The organism is Lysobacter sp. Root916, assembly GCF_001429785.1.
Taxonomy (GTDB): Bacteria; Pseudomonadota; Gammaproteobacteria; order Xanthomonadales; family Xanthomonadaceae; genus Lysobacter.
In genome coordinates, this window is the sequence record NZ_LMJF01000012.1 from 91,543 (window position 1) to 112,998 (window position 21,456).

Here is a 21,456-nt window from a genome sequence, read left to right on the forward strand (position 1 = left end):
GTCCGCGCTCAGAGGCCCAGTCGCGGTCGCAGACTCTCCGCGCCCGAGCCGGCCAGCGCGCTTTCCGCCCAGGCCAGGCCGGCCTCGATCTGCGCCCCGTGCGCGCGCGCCGCCGCCGCCAGCTCGCGTTCGCGCGCGGCGGCGTCATAGGCCTGGTTGTGGTCCTTGGCGTAGCGATCCAGCAGGCCCGAGGCCGCGATCCGCGCGGCCCAGTCCGCAGGCACGGCCAGGCCGTAGTGCGCGGCCAGTTCGGCGGTGCGCGCGGCCGGATCGGCCAGCACGGCCGCGAAATCCAGATCGATCAGGCGGCCGGCCAGGGCCGGGTCCGCGTTCAAGCGGCGCCAGCGCAGTTGTTCGGCCAGCCATAGCCGGGCCAGGCGGGCGCCGTCGCCGGCCGCGGCGGGTAGGCCGTCGCGGCCGAACTCGGCCAGGCGCAGGGTCTCGCCGGCCAGGCTGCCGTCGCGCAAGCCGTCGTCGCGCAACATCGTCGCCAGCCAGCTGCGCAGGTCGATCCACAGCAGGCAGGCGCGCCCCGGTACCCGCGCCAGCAGCCGCGCGGCGAGGGTGGTCACGGTGCTGGTCGGCTTGATCAGCACGACCTGATCGTCGGCGAATCGCCGGTTCAGCAGGCGCAGCACCGGGCCCTGCCAAGCTAGCGTGGCGGGGTCGTCGGGGGCCTGGGCCAGGCTCAGCAGGGGCAGGGGCTCGCGCAGCCCCAATACCGGATCTAGCGTATCCAGCAAACGACTGACCAAGCTGGAGCCGCAATGTCCTATATGGAAAATCCAGTGCAAGGGCGCCGTTGCGGGCGGCGGCGCCAGCGCGGCCTCGATTTCGGCCAGCGGCAGCTCCCAGCCGCGGATGTCGCGATGGTGCAGGGCGCGCTGGTCCAGGAAGCTTGCGCGGCGGTAGTCGGCGGGCTCGAAATGCAGCACCCAGCCGCGCCCCGCTGCCGCGTCGAAGGCGAACAATGGATAGGCTGCACTGTGACTGAAGTCGGGTGGCAGGCGCCGGGTCGGACTCATGGGCGATGGTAGAATTCGCGTTTGCGCATGCTAGCCGAAGCGGAAGAACGCAATGACTGAACGAAAGCCGGATGGCGGGGCGCACAAGCCCGGACTGGGCACCCTCGCGATCCACGCAGGCCAGTCCCCCGACCCGACCACGGGCGCGGTGATGACCCCGATTTACGCGACCTCGACCTATGCCCAGAGCAGCCCGGGCGTGCACCAGGGTTTCGAGTACTCGCGCAGCCACAACCCGACCCGCTTCGCCTACGAGCGTTGCGTCGCCGGCCTGGAAGGCGGCAGCCACGGTTACGCCTTCGCCTCCGGCCTGGCCGCGACCTCGACGATCCTGGAACTGCTGGACTCCGGCAGCCACGTGATCGCGATGGACGACGTCTACGGCGGCACCTACCGCTTGTTCGAGCGCGTGCGCCGACGCTCTGCGGGCCTGGACTTCAGCTGGGTCGACCTCAGCGACATCGCCGCCTTCGAGGCCGCGATCCGTCCCGAGACCAAGCTGGTCTGGATCGAAACCCCGACCAACCCGCTGCTGAAGCTGGTGGACGTGGCCCGCATCGCCGAGATCGCGCGCAAGCGCGGTCTGATCGTGGTGGTCGACAACACCTTCAGCTCGCCGATCCTGCAGCGCCCGCTCGAATTGGGCGCGCACCTGGTCATGCACTCGGCGACCAAGTATCTCAACGGCCACTCCGACATCGTCGGCGGCATGGTGGTGGTCGGCGACGACGCCGGCATCGCCGAGCAGATGACCTTCCTGCAGAACGCCATCGGCGGCGTGCAGGGCCCGTTCGACAGCTTCCTCGCCCTGCGCGGCCTGAAGACCCTGCACCTGCGCATGAAGGCGCATTGCGAGAACGCGCAGGCGCTGGCCGAGTGGCTGCAGTCGCATCCGTCGGTGGAGAAGGTGATCTACCCGGGCCTGAGCTCGCACCCGCAGCACGAGCTGGCCAAGCGCCAGATGCACGGCTTCGGCGGCATGGTCAGCATCCTGGTCAAGGGCGGCATGGACGGCGCGCGCCGGATGATGGAGCGCTGCGAACTGTTCGCGATCGCCGAATCCCTGGGCGGCGTGGAAAGCCTGATCAACCACCCGGCCGTGATGACCCACGCCTCGATTCCGCCCGACCGCCGCGCCGCGCTGGGCATCGCCGACAACCTGGTGCGCCTGAGCGTGGGCGTGGAGGATCTGGCGGATCTGCGCGCCGAGCTAGAAGGCGCGCTGGCTTGACGCCGATCGCGACGGAGCGCAACGCCAGCGCCGCTGCGCGCGTTCGCTCCGTATCGCGATCCGACGGGTCCGCTCCATTTTCCGCGCCGCGATTCGTGGCCGCGGACAGGCAGGAAGGCCGCGTGCGCGCGGCTCCCACCCAGCCCAACCGAATTTCCCCCGCCATGCCCGTTCGCCGCGCGCGAGCGGCCACCTGGAGCGTCTAAGTGCACCACAGTTCGTACGAACACATGCAGGATCTGGTGACCCGCCACCTGGACCCGCAGCAGTCGCTTTCGGTCGTGGACATCGGCTCCTACGACGTCAACGGCTCTTACCGCACCCTGTTCGGTCAGCCCAAGTGGTCCTACACCGGCATCGACCTGGAGGCCGGCCCCGGCGTCGACGTCGTGCTGACCTCGCCTTACCGCCTGCCGTTCGCCTCCGGCTCGGTCGACCTGGTGATCTCCGGCCAGGCTTTCGAGCACGTCGAGTACTTCTGGATGAGCTGGCTGGAAATGGTGCGGGTGCTCAAGCCGGGCGGCCGGATCTTCCTGATCGCGCCTTCACGCGGCCCCGAGCACCGCTACCCGCAAGATTGCTGGCGGTTCTACCCGGACGGTTACCGCGCCCTGGCCAAGTACGGCGCCTGCGACCTGCTGGAAGTGAGCACGGACTGGGAGCGCAACCATCCCGATCCGCACAGCCAGGACTGGGGCGACACCGTCGGCGTATTCCGCAAGCAACGCGCCGGCCTCAGGACCCGCGCGTTCCAGGCCGCGATGCGATTCGCGTACCGCCTCCACAAGAGCGCATGACCGTGCCCATGTCAGATTCCGATTACCGAACCCGCGCGAGCATCGCCCGCTCGGCGCAGCCGCGCGCGCTGCCGGCAGGCGTGCGGCCGACATGAGTTACGGCCATCTGGTGAACGCGCATCTTCCGCCGAAGGCCGGGCCGGTCAGCATGTTCGCTGGCTTCTGGCGCGAGCGCAGGCTGATCGGGCAGTTGATCCGTCGCGAAGTGCTGGGCCGCTATCGCGGCTCGGTAATGGGTGTGGCCTGGTCGTTCCTGTATCCCGTGCTGATGCTGGCGGTCTACACCTTCGTGTTCTCGGTGGTGTTTTCGGCGAAGTGGCCCGGCGCGATGGCGGGGCAGAGCAAGACCCAGTTCGCGCTGTTGCTTTTCGTCGGCGTGATCGCGCACGGCATCATCGCCGAGGCCCTGACCCGGGCGCCGGCTCTGATCGTGCAGAACGCCAACTACGTCAAGAAGGTGGTGTTCCCGCTGGAAACGTTGGGCTGGAGCCTGGTCGGCTCGGCCGTGTTTCATGCGCTGGCGAGCCTGGCGATCCTGCTCGCGGCCAAGCTCGTGTTCGAGGGTTCCATCACGTTGGCGACCTTGTGGTTGCCGGTGATCTTGCTGCCCTTGGTGCTGTTCGCGCTGGGCATCTCCTGGCTGCTGGCCGCCCTGGGCGTGTTCATCCGCGACATCGGCCAGATGACCGGCGTGATCTCGACGGTACTGATGTTCCTGGCGCCCGTGTTCTATCCGATCGCGTCGCTGCCGGAAAAATACCATCGCTGGGTCTATATGAATCCGATCACGGTGGCCATCGAGCAGAGCCGCGCGGCCTTGTTCGCGGGCACCGCGCCGGACGCCGCGATGCTGATCCGCTACTACTCGTTCGCGTTGGTGTTCATGGCGTTCGGCTACTGGTGGTTCCAGAAGTCGCGCCGAGGGTTCGCCGATGTCCTCTGACACGCAGCTGACGGACATCGCCGACGCCGCGCCGGAGCGCGCCATCGTCGTGTCCGACGTCGGCAAGTGCTATCAAATCTACGAACGGCCGCAGGATCGCCTGAAGCAGGCGCTGCTGCCGCGCCTGGACCGCATGGCCGGCCTGAAGCCGCGCGCGTATTTCCGCGAGTTCTGGGCGCTGCGCGGCCTTTCCATGACCGTCGCCCGCGGCGAGACCGTCGGCATCGTCGGCCGCAACGGTTCGGGCAAGTCGACCTTGTTGCAGATCGTATGCGGCACCTTGTCGCCCACCAGCGGCGATGTGGCGATTTCCGGGCGCGTCGGCGCGTTGCTGGAGCTCGGAAGCGGTTTCAATCCCGAGTTCACCGGGCGCGAGAACGTCTACATGAACGGCGCGATCCTGGGCATGAGCGAACAGGAGATCGCCTCCAAGTACGACGACATCGTCGCTTTCGCCGATATCGGCGAATTCATCGAGCAACCGGTCAAGACCTACTCCAGCGGCATGTACGTGCGTCTCGCGTTCGCGGTGATCGCTCACGCCGATGCGGACATCCTCATCATCGACGAAGCATTGTCGGTGGGCGACGTGTTCTTCGGCCAGAAGTGCATGCGCTTCCTGCGCGATTTCCAGAAACGCGGCACCGTGCTGTTCGTCAGCCACGATGCCGGCGCGGTGACGATGCTGTGCGATCGCGCGCTATGGCTGGATGGCGGCCAGGTGGTGATGGACGGCCCGGCGAAGGAGGTCTGCGAGGCCTACAACGCCAGCGTCTACGGCCATCGTCCCGATCCGTCCAAGCCGGCCGCGATCGCGGTCGCCGCGGCGTCGGATGGCGACGAGGCGAGCCAAACGGACGCCGCCCAGGACGTCGCCGTCATCGATGCCGCCGATCCCGATGCGTTCGATCCGAGTCTGGATCGAAGCAGCATGCGCGTTTTCCGCTTCGATCCGGATGCGCAAAGCTTCGGCGACGGCGGCGCGACGATGACCTCGATACGGTTGGAAAACGTCGAAGGTCGCGGCCTGAGCCTGCTTGAGGGCGGCCAGGTCGTGCGCCTGATCATCGAGGCGACGGCCAATCGCCGCATCCCCAGCCCGGTCATCGGCTTCATGCTGAAGGATCGCCTCGGCCAGCATCTGTTCGGCACCAACACCTATAGGGACGGCGAACCCGCGAAGGCGGTCGAGGCGGGCCGGCAAGTGCGCGCGATTTTCGAGTTCCGCGTGCCTTTCTTGCAGCCTGGCCGCTACACGATAGACGCAGCGTTGGCAGACGGAACTTACCTAAATCATGTGCAAACCGTTTGGGTTTATGATGCGCTCGTGCTCGATTCCACCACGGACACGCGTTCGACCGGGCTGGTCGGGATTCCCTTCCGCGCGATCGAGCTTTCGGTATCGGACGTGGCCGAGGCCGCCGATTCGGCGCATGCCTCCGGGACGCCGATCTGATCCGATCGCATCCCTCGCCACCGCGATCGATCGAGCCGCTCGCCGCGATATCCGTCGGCCGATGCGAATCGATTTTCTCCCCTACACCTGAAGCCCCGGAGTGTTGAACTTGAGTCTCCGTCTTTACCAAAGCAGACCGCGAGTCGGCGAAACCGGGGCTGAGACCGCTCTCGATACGTCGCCCCTATGCGAATCGAAGGTACAAGCATGAGTACGGGTACACCGCGTTTGAAGCTCAACGCCGCCATGTCCTTGCCGGCGCTGCATGTTCCGCCCAGCGCGTGGACGGGGCATCTTCCGTTCGCCTTCTGGCTGGTCGAGGAAGCCAAGCCCCGCATGCTGGTCGAGCTGGGCAGCCACCATGGCACCTCCTACCTGGGGTTCTGTCAGGCCGTTCGTCACTGCGGCCTGGACACGCGCTGTTTCGCCGTCGACATCTGGACCGGCGACGAGCACTCGGGCTTCTATGGCGACGAAGTGTTCAACACGCTCTGGCAGTACAACCAGGAGCAGTACGGCGGCTTCTCGGCCTTGATGCGCATGACCTTCGACGAGGCCCGCGGCTACTTCGCCGACGGCAGCGTCGATGTGCTGCATATCGATGGTCTGCACACTTACGAAGCGGTGCGCGAGGATTTCGAGAACTGGTTGCCGAAGATGTCGACGCGCGGCATCGTGCTGTTCCACGACACCATGGTGCGCGAGCGTAACTTCGGCGTCTGGCGGTTGTGGTCCGAGTTGAGCCAACGCTATCCGAGCTTCGAGTTCGTGCATTCGCACGGTCTGGGCGTTCTGCTGGTGGGGCCGCAGCAGCCGCAGTCCCTGCTGGATCTGGCCGCGCTGCGCGGCACGGACAGCGAGGTGACCGTGCTGCGACTGTTCGATGCGCTCGGCAGCCGCATCTGCGCCGATCAACGCATCGAGGCCGCCGAACAGCGCGTCGACGAAGTCCTGCTCGAGACCCGTCAGCGCTTGGCCCAATCCGGCGCCGCGACCGAGGGGCTGCAGGAAGGCGCCGCCCTCGTCCGCGACCGGGCGGTGCAACTGCCCGAAGGTCTGACCGTGGTTCGCGAGCAGATGTCCCAGCTGTCCAAGGATCTGGCCGTCACGCGTCTGCAGGCGGCCCAGTTGTCCACCGAGGTGACGGCCCTGCGCTCGGCCAACGCCACCAACGAGACGGTTCGCACGAATCTCGAAACCGCGTTGCAGGATCGCGAGACGCGCTTGCGCGCGCGCGACGAGCAAGTGCGCGCGATCATGGCTTCGTTCAGTTGGAGACTGGCCGCGCCCATGCGCTGGCTCTCGACGAAGCTCAAGGGAAAATAGCATGGCCTCGCTCAAGGCCCTGGTCGGCAGGTCTCTGCGCAAGGTGTATCACGCCTTGCCCTTGTCCTGGGCCATGCGGCTGAAGTTGAAACAGCTGATCTTTCGCGGCTTCGCGCCCGTGCTGTCGGGCACGCACGCCTACCGGCGGTGGGATCAGCAGGTTTCCGATGGCTCGGTCGCGGAGCTCGCGGCCATCGCGGCCACCGACGATCCGGCACCGCTTTCCGTGGCGGCGCCGGCTGCGCCGCTGCGCGCCAAACTGGCCTTGATTTCGCACGACGCCAATCCGCATGGCGCGCAGTACTTGGCGCTGAATCTGGTTCGCGAACTGCAGCGCATGCATCAGGACGTGGAAGTCCTGATGCAGAACGGCGGCCTCCTCGAGCCCGAGTTCGAGGCGATCGCGCCGCTGCATCGCCTGTATCAAATGGATCAGGCCGAGCTCCGCGCCTTCGCCGTGCGCCTGCGCGAGCAGGGCGTGCAGGCGGTGATCGCCAATACCACCGTACCGGGTCTCGTCATCGCGCCGTTCCGCGAAGCCGGGCTGCGCGTGGTCTCGTTGATACACGAGCTGCCGGGCATCATCGCCAAGTACGGCTTGGGTCAGGCGTTGTTGGACCTGGTGGACGCCAGCGATCGCGTCGTGATCTCGTCCGAAGCGGTACGCAAGGGCGTCGACGGACTGGTGCCGCCCGAAGCGCTGGCCGGCAAGTTGATCCTGCGGCCGCAGGGCTTGTTCACGCGCAGTCGCTATCGCGGTTTGGACGACCTGTCGGAGCCGCGCGCGAATCTGCGCCGCAAGCTCGGCGTCTCCGAGCAGGCGGTGGTGGTGCTGGCGGTGGGCTTCGGCGATCTGCGCAAGGGCCTGGACCTGCTCGCGCGCGCGGCCGCCATTGCCTACCGCAGCGAGCCGAACCTGCACGTCGTCTGGGTGGGAAACCACGAGGACGAAGTGAAGCAGGATGTCGATCGGATGCTGGAGGAAGCGGGCATCGCTTCTCGCTTCCACTTCGTCGGGCTCGACTTCGACACCGACGACTATTACGCCGGTGCCGACGTGTATGCGCTTCCCTCGCGCGAAGACCCGTTCCCGTCGGTGGTGCTGGAAAGCCTGTCGGTAGGTACGCCGGTGGTCGCGTTCGAGGGCACCGGCGGCGGAGCCGATCTGGTGGCCGACCGCGCCGGCCTGACGGTAAGGGCGTTCGATGTCGACGCCTACGCGCAAGCGTTGCTGCGCATCTGCAGGGACGGCGAGCTGCGCGCGCGCTACGCACGCGCGGGCCGGGATATGGTGGACACGGAGTACTCCTTCCGCCGTTACGCCCAGGACCTGTTGGAGCTCTGCGAGGTGCCGGCGCCGCGGGTGTCGGCCATCGTGCCCAACTACAACTACGCCCATTATCTTCCGCACAGGCTGGCCACGCTGTCCGCGCAGACGCTGCCGCTGACCGAGATCCTGGTGCTGGACGACGCGTCTTCCGACGACAGCGTCGCGGTGGTGCAGGCGCACAGGGGTTCCTATCACCCGGAGCCGATGATCGTGCGCAACGAGCGCAACTCGGGTTCGGTGTTCCGCCAGTGGCTGGCGGGTGCGCGGCGCGCGACCGGCGAGTTCGTCTGGATCGCGGAGGCCGACGACGAGGCCCGGCCGGAAATGGTCGAGTCTTTGGTGGGCGCGCTGCGTGCCGATACCAGCCTGGTCATGGCCTATTGCCAGTCAGAGGCGATCGATGCCGACGGCGTCGTGATCGCGGCCGACTACACCGGCTACACCGACGACCTGTCCCGGGATCGTTGGCGCTCGGCCTACACCGCCACCGGCGCCGAGGAGGCGATCGCCGGGCTGGCGATCAAGAACACCGTGCCGAACGTCAGCGCCGCCGTGTTCCGGCGCGAGGCGTTGCTGCGGGTGCTGAGCGAGCACGAGGACGAGATCGTGTCCTATCGCGTTGCCGGCGACTGGATCGTCTATCTGCGCCTGCTAGCGTTGGGGCGTATCCATTTCGAGCCGCGCGCCCTGAATCGCCATCGCCGCCACACCTCCAGCGTAACCGCGGCGTTAGACCTGCAGCGGCATTACGACGAAGTGGTCGCGGCGCAGGCGTTGGCCGCGCGGTTGTATCCGCTGAAGGAAGAAACGTCAGTCGCCGCATCGAACTACGCCGCGCATCTGCGCGAGCACTTCGGTTTGGCGTGAGAGGAGCGACATGCGGACTTTATTGATTGGCGGCAACGGCTTCATCGGCTCGCACCTGGTCGAGGGCTTACGCGCCGCGGGCCACGCGGTTTCGGTGCTCGATCCCCGGCCTGCGCGCGACGACGTGGATTGGAGCGGCGTGAACTATCGCTGCGCCTCCCATGCCGACGAAACCGTGTTGGGCGAGATGCTGGCGGATTGCGACGTGGTCCTGCACCTGGCCAGCACCACGGTGCCGTTCACTTCCAACGCCAATCCGGTCTACGACGTATCGACCAATCTGGTCGATACCTTGCGCCTGCTGGGCGCGATGCGCAGCCGCGGTCTGCGCCGCATCGTGTTCTTCTCCTCCGGCGGTACCGTCTACGGCAATCCCGATAGCCTGCCCGTGGAAGAGACGCATCCGCTGCGGCCGGTCTCCTCCTACGGCGTGGTGAAGACGGCGATCGAGCAGTACTTGCTGATGTACCACCGCCTGGGCGAGCTGGACCCGTTGATCCTGCGGCCGTCCAACCCCTATGGGCCGCGTCAGGCCGCATCGGGACGCCAGGGGTTCATCGCCAAGGTCCTGTCCTGCCTGCACGACGACGCCCCGCTGCAGATCTGGGGCGACGGAAGCGCGGTCCGCGATTACCTCTATATCGACGATCTGGTGTCCCTGGTCTCGCAGGCGGTGAACGGGGCGGAGTGCGGCGTGTACAACGTCGGCAGCGGAATCGGCCATAGCCTCAACGATGTGCGCTCGGCGGCGGAGCGGGTCGCGGGCAAGACCATGAACGTGGAGTACTTGCCCGCGCAAGGTTTCGATGTGCGCGGCATCGTGCTGGATATCGCCGCGGCCGGCGCACGTTTCGGTTGGCGCCCGCGGATCGATCTGGAGGAAGGCTTGGCGCGCACCTGGCGTCAGGGCGGTTGAGCCGAGCTTGGAACTCGACCTTCCTGAACCGATTCCCGCGCTGCGGGGAGGGCGCGAGCCGATGCGTACTAAAGACCCACTTGAGACGTATTAAAGACTTGTTAATAGCTATAAAATCTGTAGTGGACTTCAAGGAATACAGGGCATGAAGCAGCATTCGAACAACGCCTGCGATTGGACGCCGGGCGCTCGGGTATCGGCACCCACGCAAAAGGTGGCTTTCGTGTGCCGGGTGGTTTCTCGGCGCTGCGGCCGCTACGGCGCGGTCTAACGATTAGCGATGGGGTCGGTGCGCAAGGAGCTCAACGCCTGCGGCGCCGAATTTATGGACTATCCCGCTCTGGATCCGATGTTGTCGATATGAAAGATACTGCCCAACTTACCTTTTTCACGATCTGCTCGAAGAACTTCCTCGCCTACGCGCGTACGTTGTTCGACTCCGTGCGCGAACACCACCCGGACGCGACCTTCTATGTCGCCCTGTGCGATCGCGTCGACGGAATGATCGATCGCGCGAACGAGCCGTTCGAGATCATCGAGCTGGATCAATTGGATATTCCGGATCTGGCCGGAATGATCGCCCGCTACAACATCACCGAGCTCAATACGTCGATCAAGCCGTATGTGTTCGATTATCTGTTCAGCAAGCGCGACGAGCAGCGCGTGGCGTATCTCGACCCCGACATTATCGTGGTCGGCCCGCTGAAGGAGTTGCAGGACGCCATGGATGCGGGCGCGGACGCCGTGCTGACGCCGCACGTGCTGAATCCCGCCGAGAACGTCGATATCGACGACATCAAGATGCTGCAGCTGGGCATCTACAATCTGGGCTTCGTCGCCTTCAACCGCACCCCGCGCGTGCTGGATATCGTGCGCTGGTGGGCGCGGCGGCTCGAGAGCCAGTGCGTCATCGATATTCCGAACGGACTGTTCGTGGATCAGAAGTGGGCGGATCTGCTGCCCTCCTTCATCGCCAAGACGCATATCCTGCATCACCCCGGCTACAACGTGGCTTACTGGAATCTGTGGCAGCGCAAGATCGAAAGATCGGGCGACGGCTGGCTGTCCAACGGCTTGCCCCTGCGTTTCGTGCATTTCAGCGGCAACAATCTCAACGACGAGAACGTGTTTTCGCGGCATAGCCCGCGCTTGACCGCGGCGAACGTCGGCGAAGCCAACGAGTTGCTCAAGGAATATCGCGCACGCGTGTTCGCCAACGGCCACGCGAGTTACTCCAAGCTCCCGTACGCGTTCAGCTGGAATGGCGCCTCTGGCGTGAACGAGCACACCCCGGAGCCGGCGCGCGCGCCGGAATCCGAGGCCACGATGCAGCCGTCGGGCGAGCATGTCGTGGTTGCGCAGGCCGCCGCCGGCGGCGGCGCGCTGAGCAAGCTGTCCAACGCGATCACGACCCTGCGCCGGGTGCGCGATCACTCCGGCGGCTGGTCGGCGGTGATGAGCAAGGCCGTCGCGGTGTATCGTCGCGGCGGCTTGCGCCTGGTTCGCGACACCGTCCGCCAGCTCAACCTCATCTATCCCCTGTTGCACGGTCGTGGTCTGAGCCGTCCGGTCGAAGTGCTGCCCTATCTCGCGCCGGAAACCGAGGCGATCGTCGAGGCCGCCAACAACAGTCGCGGCAAGCTGCTCTTCATCGACATGTACACGCCGAGGCCGGATTGCGACGCCGGCTCGATCACCGCGTTCTACCTGATGAAGATCCTGGTCGACATCGGCTACGACGTGACCTTCATTCCCAGCGATCTGGTCAAGCTGGGTCACTACACGCAGCAGCTGCAGAACGTCGGCGTGACCTGTCTGGGCCGCGACGACGTGCCGTCCATCGAGGCGCACCTGATCGCGGACGGCCACCTGTACGACTACGCGCTGCTTTGCCGCGCGCCCGTCGTGGAGCCCTATCTCGACATCATCCGGCAGCACGCCAGCCGGGCCAAGATCATCCTCAACACCTCCGATCTGCATTACCTGCGCGATATCCGCCAGGCCGAGATCGAGGGCTCGGAGGAGAAGATGCAGGCCGCGCTGCGTTGGAAGGAGCGCGAATTGGAGGTCATTCGGCGCTGCGATCACAGCATCGTGATGAGCGATCACGAACTGGCGATCCTGTCGAAGGAGCTGCCGAACTCGAACATTCATCACGTGCCGCTGATGTTCGTCGATATCCCGGGGCGCACCGGCGACTACGCCTCGCGCAAGGACATTCTGTTCATTGGCGGCTTCCCGCACCTTCCCAACGTCGACGCCGTCACCTACTTCTGCGAGCAGGTGTGGCCGATGGTCCGCGCCCGACTTCCGGATGCGAAGGTGCATCTGCTGGGCAACTCGCCCTCGGAAGAAGTGTTCGCCCTGGGCGAGATTCCGGGCGTCAACGTGGTCGGCTACGTCGAAGATCTCAAGCCGTGGTTCAACGGCATCCGCATGAGCATCGCGCCGCTACGCTACGGCGCCGGCATCAAGGGCAAGCTCGGCACCAGTCTGAGCTTCGGCGTGCCTTCGGTCGCCACGTCGGTGGCGGTGGAGGGCATGCGCGTGGTCGACGAGCAGCATGTGCTGGTCGCCGACGAGCCGGAGGCGTTCGCCGACCAAGTGGTGCGTCTGTACAACGACGAGGCGCTGTGGAACCGACTGAGTCAGGCTGGGCTGGATTTCGTGGCCGATACCTATTCGCTCGACGCGGGCCTGAAGCGCATCGATGAGTTCATGAGCATGGTCGCGGGCGATCCGCCGGCGTTCCCGGCCGTGGCCGTGTCCACGCCCGCCGAGTACGCCCGTTATCACGCCGAGGCGATCGGGGAATATCCCAAGCGCGTTGCCGCGGAAGAAGCTCTGATTCCCGAGCGCGTCGATTCGTTCCTGGTCAACGGTCATTGCGCTGTCTGCGATCGTCCTTCCGCGTTCGACGTCAGCTTTCTGTACTCCTGCGGCACGCGGTCCGACGGCGGGCCGATGCCGAATTGGCGCGAGCATCTGGTTTGCGCGAAGTGCGGCTTCACGAACCGGATCCGCGCGGCGATCCACGCGTTCCGCTCGGAGCTGAAGCCCGAGCCGGAAGCGCGGGTCTATATCACCGAGCAGACCACGCCGCTGTACCGCTGGCTGCGCGAGCAGTTCCCGAACGCCAAGGGCAGCGAATACTTCGCCGACAAGGTGCCGCCGGGCGAGGAGCTGGGCGGGCTGCGCAACGAAGACATCATGGCCTTGACCTGGCCGGACGCGAGTTTCGATTTCGTGCTTTCGTTCGACGTGATGGAGCACGTGCCCGATCCCGCCAAGGCCTTCGCCGAGTGCGCCCGCATTCTGCGCCCGGGCGGCTCGATGCTGTGGGCCGCGCCTTTCGCGCTGGACGGCAATCACAAGATGCTGGACCGGAACGTGATCCGGGCGCGTATCGATGGCGACGGCGAGCTCGTGCACCTGATGGAGCCCGAGTATCACTGCAATCCCGTCGATCCCGACGGTGGGGCTTTGTGCTTCCAGTACTTCGGTCTGCAGGTGCTTGAGCAGATGCGAGCGGCGGGGTTCGCCGACGCGCGGTTGTTGTTCTACTGGTCGCCCAAGTTCGCATACCTCGGACAGGAACAGATTCTTTGCATCGCCACCAAGGCGGCGCGCTGATCCGACCGGGCCCATTCGCACGGGCTTCAAGCTTGATGGTCTATAAGGCTAGGCGGCGCTCGGCGCCCCGCGCACTCGAAGAAGGAATGTTCCAATGAAGAAAGGGATCCTGGTGGTGTTGCTGACGATCGCCGCGCTTGCGGGGATTTGGTGGCTTACCGAACCGAAGTCCGGCAAGGACGCGGCGCCCCCGGCGGCCAGCGTCGAACCCGCGGCTGGCGCGCCGGCGTCCACGGCGACGCCGACGACGACCGATGCGGCGCAAGCCAGCGTCGGTCCGGTGACCTTGCTGTGGCGCAACGGCGCGACGGGCGAGAACCGGCGCTGGCGTTTCGACGGCAAGACCGCCATGGCGCCCCTGGAAACCTGGGCGGTCGCGCCGGAGTGGAGCGCGCTGGGCTACATGTCGCGCGCCTGGGGCGGCAACGATCTGGCCGCATGGCGCATGAAGGCGACGGGCGAGGTCCGGCTGTGGAAGCTTTCCGCCGCTAGCCCCGAGCCGGCCGCGGAGATCCTTCCCGCCGCGGACGCGAGCTGGCAGGTGGTGGCGTTCACCGACGTGAATCAAGACGGCTTCGACGATGTGGTGTGGCTGGGTCGCGACGGCGGCGTCGCGGTCTGGACGCTGCGCGACGGCAAGGTCCAGGAACAGGCGCTGATCGGCAACGTCGGCACCGGCTGGTCGGCCGCGCAAGTCGGCGATTTCGACGGCGACGGTCGCGGCGACCTGTTCTGGATCAAGGACGACGGTTCGTCCGCGAGCCTGTGGCTGCTGGATGGCGCCAAGCTCAAGAGCGCCCGGGCCATCACCTACACGGGCGGCGACTGGAGCCTGGTGGCCGCCGGCAAGTTCGACGGGCAGGCCGGCGACGATCTGTTGTGGCGCGCCTCGGACGGTCGTCTGCAAGGCTGGAGCTCGGCCGATCCGGGTAAGCAGATCGCGTTCACCCGTCAGGCCACCGGCGACTGGCGTTTCGTCGCCGCGCTGGACGTCGACGGCAACGGCTACGCCGACCTGCTGTGGCACAACCCGAAGACCGGCCAGGTCGGCGCATGGCTGCTTGCCGCGAACGGAGCGATCACGGATCGTGAGCTACCGTCCATCGGCGGCGAATGGGCGCCGGTGCCGACGGGGCTGGTGGCCAAGGCCGACGCGGCGCGCTCGCCGAAGTGAAGGTTCGGGCCTGGCCCGGCAACGTATCGCGTGACTAGGATCGCACCATGAAAGAATGCAGCAAATCGATCGCCCGCCGACTGTCGGATCCGAACTTCAGCAATCGGTATTTCGTCGGCGAAGGCATCGATATCGGCGGCAAGCCCGATCCGCTGGCGCTCTACGTCGGCATGTTCTCGCGCATGACCGGCGTGAAGACCTGGGATTGGGAGGACGGCGACGCCCAGCATCTGCAGAGCGCGGGCGACGGCAGCTACGATTTCGTGCACAGCAGCCATTGTCTGGAGCACCTGACCGATCCGCGCGAAGGGCTCAAGAACTGGTTCCGCGTGCTGAAGCCGGGCGGCTACCTGGTGCTTACCGTGCCCGACGAGGACCTGTACGAGCAGGGCGTCTTCCCGAGTACGTTCAATCGCGACCATAAGTGGACCTTCACCGCGTACAAGCCGCAGTCCTGGTCCGATCGCTCGATCAACCTGGTCGACCTCGCCCGCGACCTGGGCGCGGAGGCCGAGATCGTCCGCATCGAGCAGCTGTCCTCGACCTATCGCTTCGATCTTCCGCGCTTCGACCAAACCCTCACTCCGGTCGGCGAATGCGGTATCGAGTTGGTGCTGCGCAAGCGCCCTGCGGCGGAAGTGGAGGCGCGCGGCCGTTGGCAGCGCCCGGCCACCCTGGACGATCGCGAACTGCGCATCCATTTCAATCAGTATCGACAGGACATGCAGTCGATGAAGAACTCGAACCAGGGCGCCGCGCCCTTCCAGAACGACGAGCCGTTGTGAACCGCAACGCTATCATCCGAGCCCGCGCGCCCCTGCGCCTCGGCTTGGCCGGTGGCGGCACGGACGTTTCTCCGTACTGCGATACGTACGGCGGTTATGTGCTCAATGCGACGATCGACCGTTATGCGTATGCGGTGATCAAGCCGATGGAAGGCCCGAACGTCCGCTTCGTGGCCAGCGATCAGCAGCAATCGGCCGATCTGCCGCTGCAGCCGTCATACGAGCTGCGCGACGGCCTGCAACTGCACAAGGCGGTCTACAACGAGATCGTCGCCCGCTACAACAACGGCGAGCCGCTGGCCGTCGAGCTGACCACGTTCTGCGATTCGCCGATCGGTTCCGGCCTGGGCTCTTCGTCGACGCTGGTCGTGGTGATGATCCGTGCGTTTGCCGAGCTGCTGGGCCTGCCGCTGGACGACTACGCGATCGCTCACATGGCCTACAAGATCGAGCGCGTCGATTGCGGCCTCAAGGGCGGCAAGCAGGATCAGTATTCGGCCACCTTCGGCGGCTTCAACTTCATGGAGTTCTACGAGAACGATCGCGTGATCGTGAACCCATTGCGGATCAAGAACTGGGTGCTGTGCGAGTTGGAAGCCTCGCTGCTGCTGTACTACTCGGGGGTGTCGCGCGAGTCGGCGAAGATCATCGCCGATCAGAGCGACAACGTGCGCGACAAGGATTCCGGCACGATCGAGGCCATGCATCGGCTGAAGGAAGAGGCGCAGAGCATGAAGGTCGCCCTGCTCAAGGGCAGCTTCGGCGAGATGGTCAGTTCGATGCGTCTGGGCTGGGAAAGCAAGAAGAGCACCGCCAGTTCGGTGTCGACGCCGAAGATCGAGGCGATCTACGAGGCGGCTGTCGGCGCGGGCGCGCTGGCGGGCAAGGTGTCCGGCGCCGGCGGCGGCGGCTTCATGATGTTTTTCGTCAAGCCGGATCGACGCATGGAAGTGATCCGAGCGCTGAAGGCCTTCGACGGCCAAGTCAGCAACTGCCACTTCACCAAGAATGGCACGCAAGCCTGGAGAATCGAGTGAAACAACAGATCATCGAGAAGCTCGAGCGCGCCGTGCAGGTCATGCGCGCCCTCGCCGACGACCAGACCACGCAGCGGCAGCTGGAAGCCTGCGCGGCCAAGTGCATCGAGACGCTGAACTCGGGCGGCAAGCTCCTGCTGGCCGGCAACGGCGGCAGCGCCGCCGACGCCCAGCACATCGCAGCCGAGTTCGTCAGCCGTTTCGCCTTCGACCGCCCCGGTCTGCCGGCGATCGCGCTGACCACCGACACCTCGATCCTCACCGCGATCGGCAACGACTACGGCTACGAGAAGCTGTTCTCGCGCCAGATCCAGGCGCTGGGCCGCAGCGGCGACGTCTTCATCGCATACTCCACCTCGGGCCGTTCGCCGAACGTGCTGGCCGGTCTGCGCGAAGCGCGCGAACGCGGCCTGTTCTGCATCGGCCTGACCGGCAGCGGTGGCGGCGACATGCCCGAGCTGTGCGACATCCTGCTGCGCACGCCTGCCACCGACACCGCCGAAATCCAGCAGGGTCACGCGGTGCTGGGCCACATCATCACCGGCCTGGTCGAGAGCGCGATTTTCGGTAAGCCCGCGTGAAGCAAGCGATCGTCCTGGCGGGCGGTTTCGGCACGCGTCTGCGCAGCGTGGTCAGCGACGTTCCCAAGCCGATGGCGCGCATCGCCGGGCGGCCGTTCCTGGAGCTGTTGCTGAGCCACCTGGTCGGCAACGGCTTCCAGCGCATCGTGCTGTCGGTAGGCTATCTGTCGGGCACCATCGTCGCCCATTTCGGCGATGCGTTCCGCGGCGTGCCGCTGGCCTACGCGATCGAGAACGAGCCGCTGGGCACCGGCGGCGCGATACGCGAGGCGATGGCCCACTGCGACGACGGCCACGTCTACGTACTCAACGGCGACACCTATCTGGCCGTGGAAACCGCCGAAACCGACGCGCTGTGGGCGCGCCGCGGCCTGCCCGTGATCGTCGCCCGCGAGGTCGAAGACACCGCGCGCTACGGCAAGTTGGAGGTGGATAACCAGGGGCGCATCACCGGCTTCCTCGAGAAGGACGCCAGCGGCGGTCCCGGGCTGATCAACGCCGGCTGCTATGTGCTGCCGACGGACATCGTGCGCGAGTTTCCGGACCGCGAGCGTTTCTCGTTCGAGACCGAGTACCTGCGCGATGCGGTGAGCCGCCGCGAGTTTCTGGCATTGCCGACCAATACGGATTTCATCGACATCGGCACGCCCGAGGACTACGCGCGCGCCCAGACCCTGCTGTCGGCGATCCGCTGACCGTGGCCGAGCTCGCGCGGGCGCTGTTCCTGGATCGCGATGGCGTGGTCAATCGCGACGAGGGCTATACCCATCGCTGGGAGGATTTCGTCTTCATCGACGGCATCTTCGACCTGTGCCGCGCCGCGCGCGCCCAGGGCTACCGCTTGTTCGTGGTCACCAACCAGGCCGGCATAGGCCGCGGTCGCTATACCGAGCAGGACTTCCTCGCGCTGACCGAGCGCATGTGCGAGGCCTTCGCCGCCGAAGGCGCGCCTATCGATCGGGTTTACTTCGACCCCACCCATCCCGAGCATGGCATCGGCGACTATCGCCGCGAGTCGCCGATGCGCAAGCCGAACCCGGGCATGCTGCTCGCGGCCGCGCAGGAGTTCGGCGTGTCGCTGGCGGACAGCCTGCTGGTGGGCGACAAGCCCTCCGACATCCTCGCCGGCCAGCGTGCCGGCCTGGCCACGACCCTGCTGTACCGCCCCCCGGGAGCGGCAGCGGCGGAGGAGCCCGGCCAGGGCGAGGTCGTGCCGACCGCCGTCATCGATCGCCTGCGGCAGGCGATCGATTGGCTGTAACGCTCGACTCTGCGGCGCGCGCCGGAGCGTAGCGACAGCGCCGCGATCGCGTCGAATCATTGGCGTTGGAATGGCACCCAGATGCTGTGGTTGTACTGGGCTACGAGCGTCGAATCGAAGCTGCCATCGCCGCGCCCGCGCCACAGATACAGCAACGCATCCTCTCGCTGAGCCTTGGTCGTCCACATGACGTCGCCCTTGCCGTCGCCGTCGTAATCGCCCACGCCCGCGATCTCGAAGCGGTCGCGGTCGATCGGGATGGTGCCGCCCTGCAGTACGCCGTCGCCGCTCATGAACCAGTAGGCGAACGACCTGCCGGTGTAACTGGTGAAGACGATATCGGATCGGCCATCGCCGTTCAGATCGGTCGTGCCATAGAACTGAAAGGCGATGCTGAGGTTGCCCACCAGCACTTGATCGAACTGACCGTCGGCCCGGCCGCGCCACATGTACAAGGGGCCGTTGGTTCGATGGCCCAGCCATAGCAGGTCGCCGCGGCCGTCGCCATTGAAGTCGCCGCGGCCGAGGAAGTCGTAGTTGGCGGTGTCCACGCCGAACACGGCGCTGCCCGTGATCGCGGTACCGTTCATGAGCCAATACGCCATTTGCCCGCGCGTCTTATCCACCCAGACGATATCGCTCTTGCCGTCGCCGTTCAGATCCTCGACCGCGGACGGAAGCCACGCGCCGCCGACACCGGCCACGAAGGTGGGCGCTAGGATGCCGTTTGCGTCTTGGCGGGCCAGCAACAGTCGACGGTTGCCGGCGTCTGGGTTGAACCATATCTGGTCGACGCGCCGGTCGCCGTCGAAATCGCCGTTGAAGATGGAGTAGTTCCCCTCCGGCAGCACGGTCGCCCCGACCATTTGCAGGATCGTGGCGCCGTTCATTCGCCAATGCGCGACATGAAAGGTTCCGCTGCTGCCGCCTAGCCAGAACATGTCGGAACGGCCATCGGCGTTGGCGTCGCTGTTGGGCGGGCGCACCGCGGTTGCGAGAGGCGAGGCCGCCGCCGCGCCGGTCGGGCCGACACCCAGAGCCTGGACCACGCCGCCCTGCGCTGCGCCGGGCGCGCGGGCCGAAGGGGCGGCGGGCATCCGCGCCTGCGCTGCGCTCGCGACCTGTTTGGCCATGGCTGCGTCGCCTTCCGGGGACGTCGCGATTTTCGCCTGCTCGAGCGGGCAGCCGGTCAATAGCGCGGCGGCGACGGCGGCCGAAAAGAGATTTCGCATGGTTCTATCCCTGGGTTTGGATGCGATGCGCTGAGCGCCGGTCGAGGCCATCGGTTCGCAACGGACGGTGTTCATGCGTCCGCATACGGCGGCATCGGCTGCCAGACGCTGTCGTCGTAAGTCGAGATAAAGCTCGGATCGAACGAGCCGTCGCCGCGGCTACGCCAGAGGTAGAGCGAAGCGGCGGTGGCATCGCGTCGCGTCGCCCAGACGAGATCGCCTTTGCCGTCGCCGTCGAAGTCGCCCCATGCGGCGATCGTGTAGCGCTCGGTGTCCGCACCGATCACGCCCGTCCGTTGCGGGGCGGCTCCATTCATCCACCAGTACGCCATCTGGTTCGCGTCCCGGTTGGTCCAGACCAGGTCGGAGCGCGTGTCTGCGTTGAGGTCGACCACGGCATCGAGCACCCAGCCCGCCGGCACCGTGCCGACGTAGGACTGATCGAAATGGCCATCGCTGCGGCTGCGCCACATGTAATAGGCGCTGTTTTGGCGGCCGCGCCACAGCAGGTCTTCGCGGCCGTCGCCATCGAAGTCGCCGACGGCGACGAGCGCATAGTTGTTGACGTCGAGCGGGTACACGCCGCTACTCAGTATGGTGGTGCCGTTCATGAGCCAGTACGCCATCCGGCCCAAGGTGCGGTTGGTCCAGATCGCGTCGCTGCGGCCGTCGCCGTTGAGGTCCGCGGAGCGATCGAGCAACCAGCCGTCGCCGATCCCGGCGACGTGCCTGTGTTCGTAGGAGCCGGTTTCGTTCAGTCGGCCCAGGGTCAAGCTGCCGCCGCGACGTTCGAGCCGCAACCAGAGTTGGTCGACCCGCTTGTCGCCGTCGAAATCGCCGGTGCTGATGACATGGCTGTCGGCGGCCATCGGCGTCGGGTTGAGCGTGCGCATAACCTGGTTGCCATTCATCAGCCAATGGGCGACATGCAGCCCGGAGAGGTCGCCGGCCCAGACCAGGTCCGAACGGCCATCCGCGTTGGCATCGTTGTAGGCGCCGCGCGCGCTCGCCAGGGGTTGCGCGGATGGGCTGCCGCGTTCGATGGGCGCCGAGGCGCGGGCCAGCGGCCCGGATGCGGATCCGCTCGGCGCGACGAAACTGGAGGCGTTCGCGCCCAGGGCTTGCGCCGGCACAGGCGCCGTGGCGGCCTGCGCGGGCGCAGCGACCTTGTTCGAATCGAGCGGGCAGCCCGACAAGGAGACGGCGGCGATTCCTGCTAGAAACAGATGACGCATGAGGAGCTCCTTGCTGATATCCGAGGTTCGGTTGCCGGTTACGCGCCGGCGAGCCGTGCCCGCGTGTACCGGTTCTGGCGAACGAGATCCGGGCGGCTATCCGCATTCGCATCGCGAAGCGCTGCGCGATTGACATCGGCGCATGCCGCGAGCGTCGCGATGTCGTCAGCGCCGCATGCGTCGACTTGCGCCGGACCTGGCAACGCGATGCCCGCACGGCGCCTCGCCGATGCGATGGCATGGGCGCGCATCGGATCGACGGGATGCGAGGGCAAGATCGCGCGTGCTTGCGGTGCGCGAGCCAGCGCAGTGCGCGTTCGCATGTCGGCCGCGCGCATGTCGATAGCGACGGCGTTTTTATCGGGTTCGATGGCGTAGCTGCGCGGATGCGCAGCAAAGACTGCGATCGAAACGTAATGGCGCATGCTGCGCTCCCTGCGGCTGGATCATCCCACTGGCCGCACGCAGGATACGACGCTTGCGTGAGGAAGAAATCACGCAAACGCTCGCGAAAAATGGGCCTACGTTCTTAAAGTGCCATTGATATTGATGGAGTGTGCATTTCGTGTGTCGCATCTTGCGGTTGCGGCATCGGCGCATTGCAGTAGCGGCACGCGAATACTGGTT

General features: G+C 66.2%; 18 protein-coding genes. 14 read left to right on the forward strand and 4 right to left on the reverse strand.

All coding sequences use genetic code 11. From position 1 onward, the window contains the following. Positions 1-8 precede the first annotated feature (8 nt). Positions 9-1,025, reverse strand: coding sequence for a hypothetical protein (locus ASE35_RS10055; RefSeq protein ID WP_157489399.1), 1,017 nt, complete (start codon positions 1,023-1,025; stop codon positions 9-11). 52 nt (positions 1,026-1,077) lie between these two features. Between ASE35_RS10055 and ASE35_RS10060 the strand changes: the two genes are divergently transcribed. From ASE35_RS10060 to ASE35_RS10125, 14 genes are all read left to right on the forward strand, one after another. Further along, positions 1,078-2,256 carry a cystathionine gamma-synthase gene (locus ASE35_RS10060; protein WP_057160438.1) on the forward strand — a complete coding sequence of 393 codons (1,179 nt, stop codon included), beginning with the start codon at positions 1,078-1,080 and terminating at the stop codon, positions 2,254-2,256. A gap of 206 nt (positions 2,257-2,462) precedes the next feature. Next, positions 2,463-3,053, forward strand: coding sequence for a class I SAM-dependent methyltransferase (locus tag ASE35_RS10065; RefSeq protein WP_082611217.1), 591 nt, complete (start codon positions 2,463-2,465; stop codon positions 3,051-3,053). Between the two features lie 91 nt (positions 3,054-3,144). Continuing rightward, positions 3,145-3,996, forward strand: a complete 852-nt coding sequence (locus ASE35_RS10070) for an ABC transporter permease (protein WP_056178894.1) — start codon at positions 3,145-3,147, stop codon at positions 3,994-3,996. Further along, a complete protein-coding gene (locus tag ASE35_RS10075) occupies positions 3,986-5,452 on the forward strand; it encodes an ABC transporter ATP-binding protein (RefSeq protein ID WP_057163761.1) in 1,467 nt (488 codons plus the stop codon). Before ASE35_RS10070 ends, ASE35_RS10075 begins: the two co-directional genes overlap by 11 nt. Positions 5,453-5,659: 207 nt before the next feature. Continuing rightward, positions 5,660-6,778, forward strand: a complete 1,119-nt coding sequence (locus ASE35_RS10080; RefSeq protein ID WP_235567214.1) for a class I SAM-dependent methyltransferase — start codon at positions 5,660-5,662, stop codon at positions 6,776-6,778. Position 6,779: 1 nt separating this feature from the next. Next, complete coding sequence (locus tag ASE35_RS10085; RefSeq protein ID WP_056178902.1) at positions 6,780-8,975, forward strand: glycosyltransferase; 2,196 nt, start codon at positions 6,780-6,782, stop codon at positions 8,973-8,975. Between the two features lie 10 nt (positions 8,976-8,985). Beyond that, positions 8,986-9,891: an NAD-dependent epimerase/dehydratase family protein gene (locus tag ASE35_RS10090; protein ID WP_056178905.1), complete on the forward strand. Its 906-nt coding sequence runs from the start codon at positions 8,986-8,988 to the stop codon at positions 9,889-9,891. Between the two features lie 360 nt (positions 9,892-10,251). Continuing rightward, positions 10,252-13,524, forward strand: coding sequence for a glycosyltransferase (locus tag ASE35_RS10095; protein ID WP_057163762.1), 3,273 nt, complete (start codon positions 10,252-10,254; stop codon positions 13,522-13,524). Between the two features lie 94 nt (positions 13,525-13,618). Beyond that, positions 13,619-14,698 (forward strand): FG-GAP-like repeat-containing protein, encoded by a 1,080-nt coding sequence (locus ASE35_RS10100; RefSeq protein ID WP_057160444.1) that lies wholly within the window; start codon positions 13,619-13,621, stop codon positions 14,696-14,698. Between the two features lie 47 nt (positions 14,699-14,745). After that, complete coding sequence (locus tag ASE35_RS21970; RefSeq protein ID WP_057160445.1) at positions 14,746-15,483, forward strand: class I SAM-dependent methyltransferase; 738 nt, start codon at positions 14,746-14,748, stop codon at positions 15,481-15,483. Further along, a complete protein-coding gene (locus ASE35_RS10110; RefSeq protein ID WP_235567215.1) occupies positions 15,480-16,520 on the forward strand; it encodes a dehydrogenase in 1,041 nt (346 codons plus the stop codon). Before ASE35_RS21970 ends, ASE35_RS10110 begins: the two co-directional genes overlap by 4 nt. Beyond that, a complete protein-coding gene (locus ASE35_RS10115) occupies positions 16,517-17,101 on the forward strand; it encodes a D-sedoheptulose 7-phosphate isomerase (RefSeq protein WP_304438392.1) in 585 nt (194 codons plus the stop codon). The genes ASE35_RS10110 and ASE35_RS10115 overlap by 4 nt, the downstream gene beginning before the upstream one ends. Then, the gene (locus tag ASE35_RS10120) at positions 17,098-17,796 is read left to right on the forward strand and encodes a nucleotidyltransferase family protein (RefSeq protein WP_057163763.1); all 699 of its coding nucleotides are present in this window, start codon (positions 17,098-17,100) and stop codon (positions 17,794-17,796) included. Before ASE35_RS10115 ends, ASE35_RS10120 begins: the two co-directional genes overlap by 4 nt. A gap of 2 nt (positions 17,797-17,798) precedes the next feature. Beyond that, positions 17,799-18,362 carry an HAD family hydrolase gene (locus ASE35_RS10125; protein ID WP_057163764.1) on the forward strand — a complete coding sequence of 188 codons (564 nt, stop codon included), beginning with the start codon at positions 17,799-17,801 and terminating at the stop codon, positions 18,360-18,362. A gap of 56 nt (positions 18,363-18,418) precedes the next feature. Here ASE35_RS10125 and ASE35_RS10130 read toward each other — a convergent pair whose 3' ends face one another. The 3 genes from ASE35_RS10130 to ASE35_RS10140 are packed head-to-tail and all read right to left on the reverse strand — an operon-like array spanning position 18,419 to position 21,254. After that, complete coding sequence (locus tag ASE35_RS10130; protein ID WP_157489400.1) at positions 18,419-19,669, reverse strand: VCBS repeat-containing protein; 1,251 nt, start codon at positions 19,667-19,669, stop codon at positions 18,419-18,421. Then, positions 19,666-20,829, reverse strand: a complete 1,164-nt coding sequence (locus ASE35_RS10135; protein WP_082611218.1) for a VCBS repeat-containing protein — start codon at positions 20,827-20,829, stop codon at positions 19,666-19,668. The genes ASE35_RS10130 and ASE35_RS10135 overlap by 4 nt, the downstream gene beginning before the upstream one ends. Before the next feature lie 38 nt (positions 20,830-20,867). Further along, positions 20,868-21,254, reverse strand: coding sequence for a hypothetical protein (locus ASE35_RS10140; RefSeq protein WP_057163767.1), 387 nt, complete (start codon positions 21,252-21,254; stop codon positions 20,868-20,870). Between the last annotated feature and the right edge of the window lie 202 nt (positions 21,255-21,456).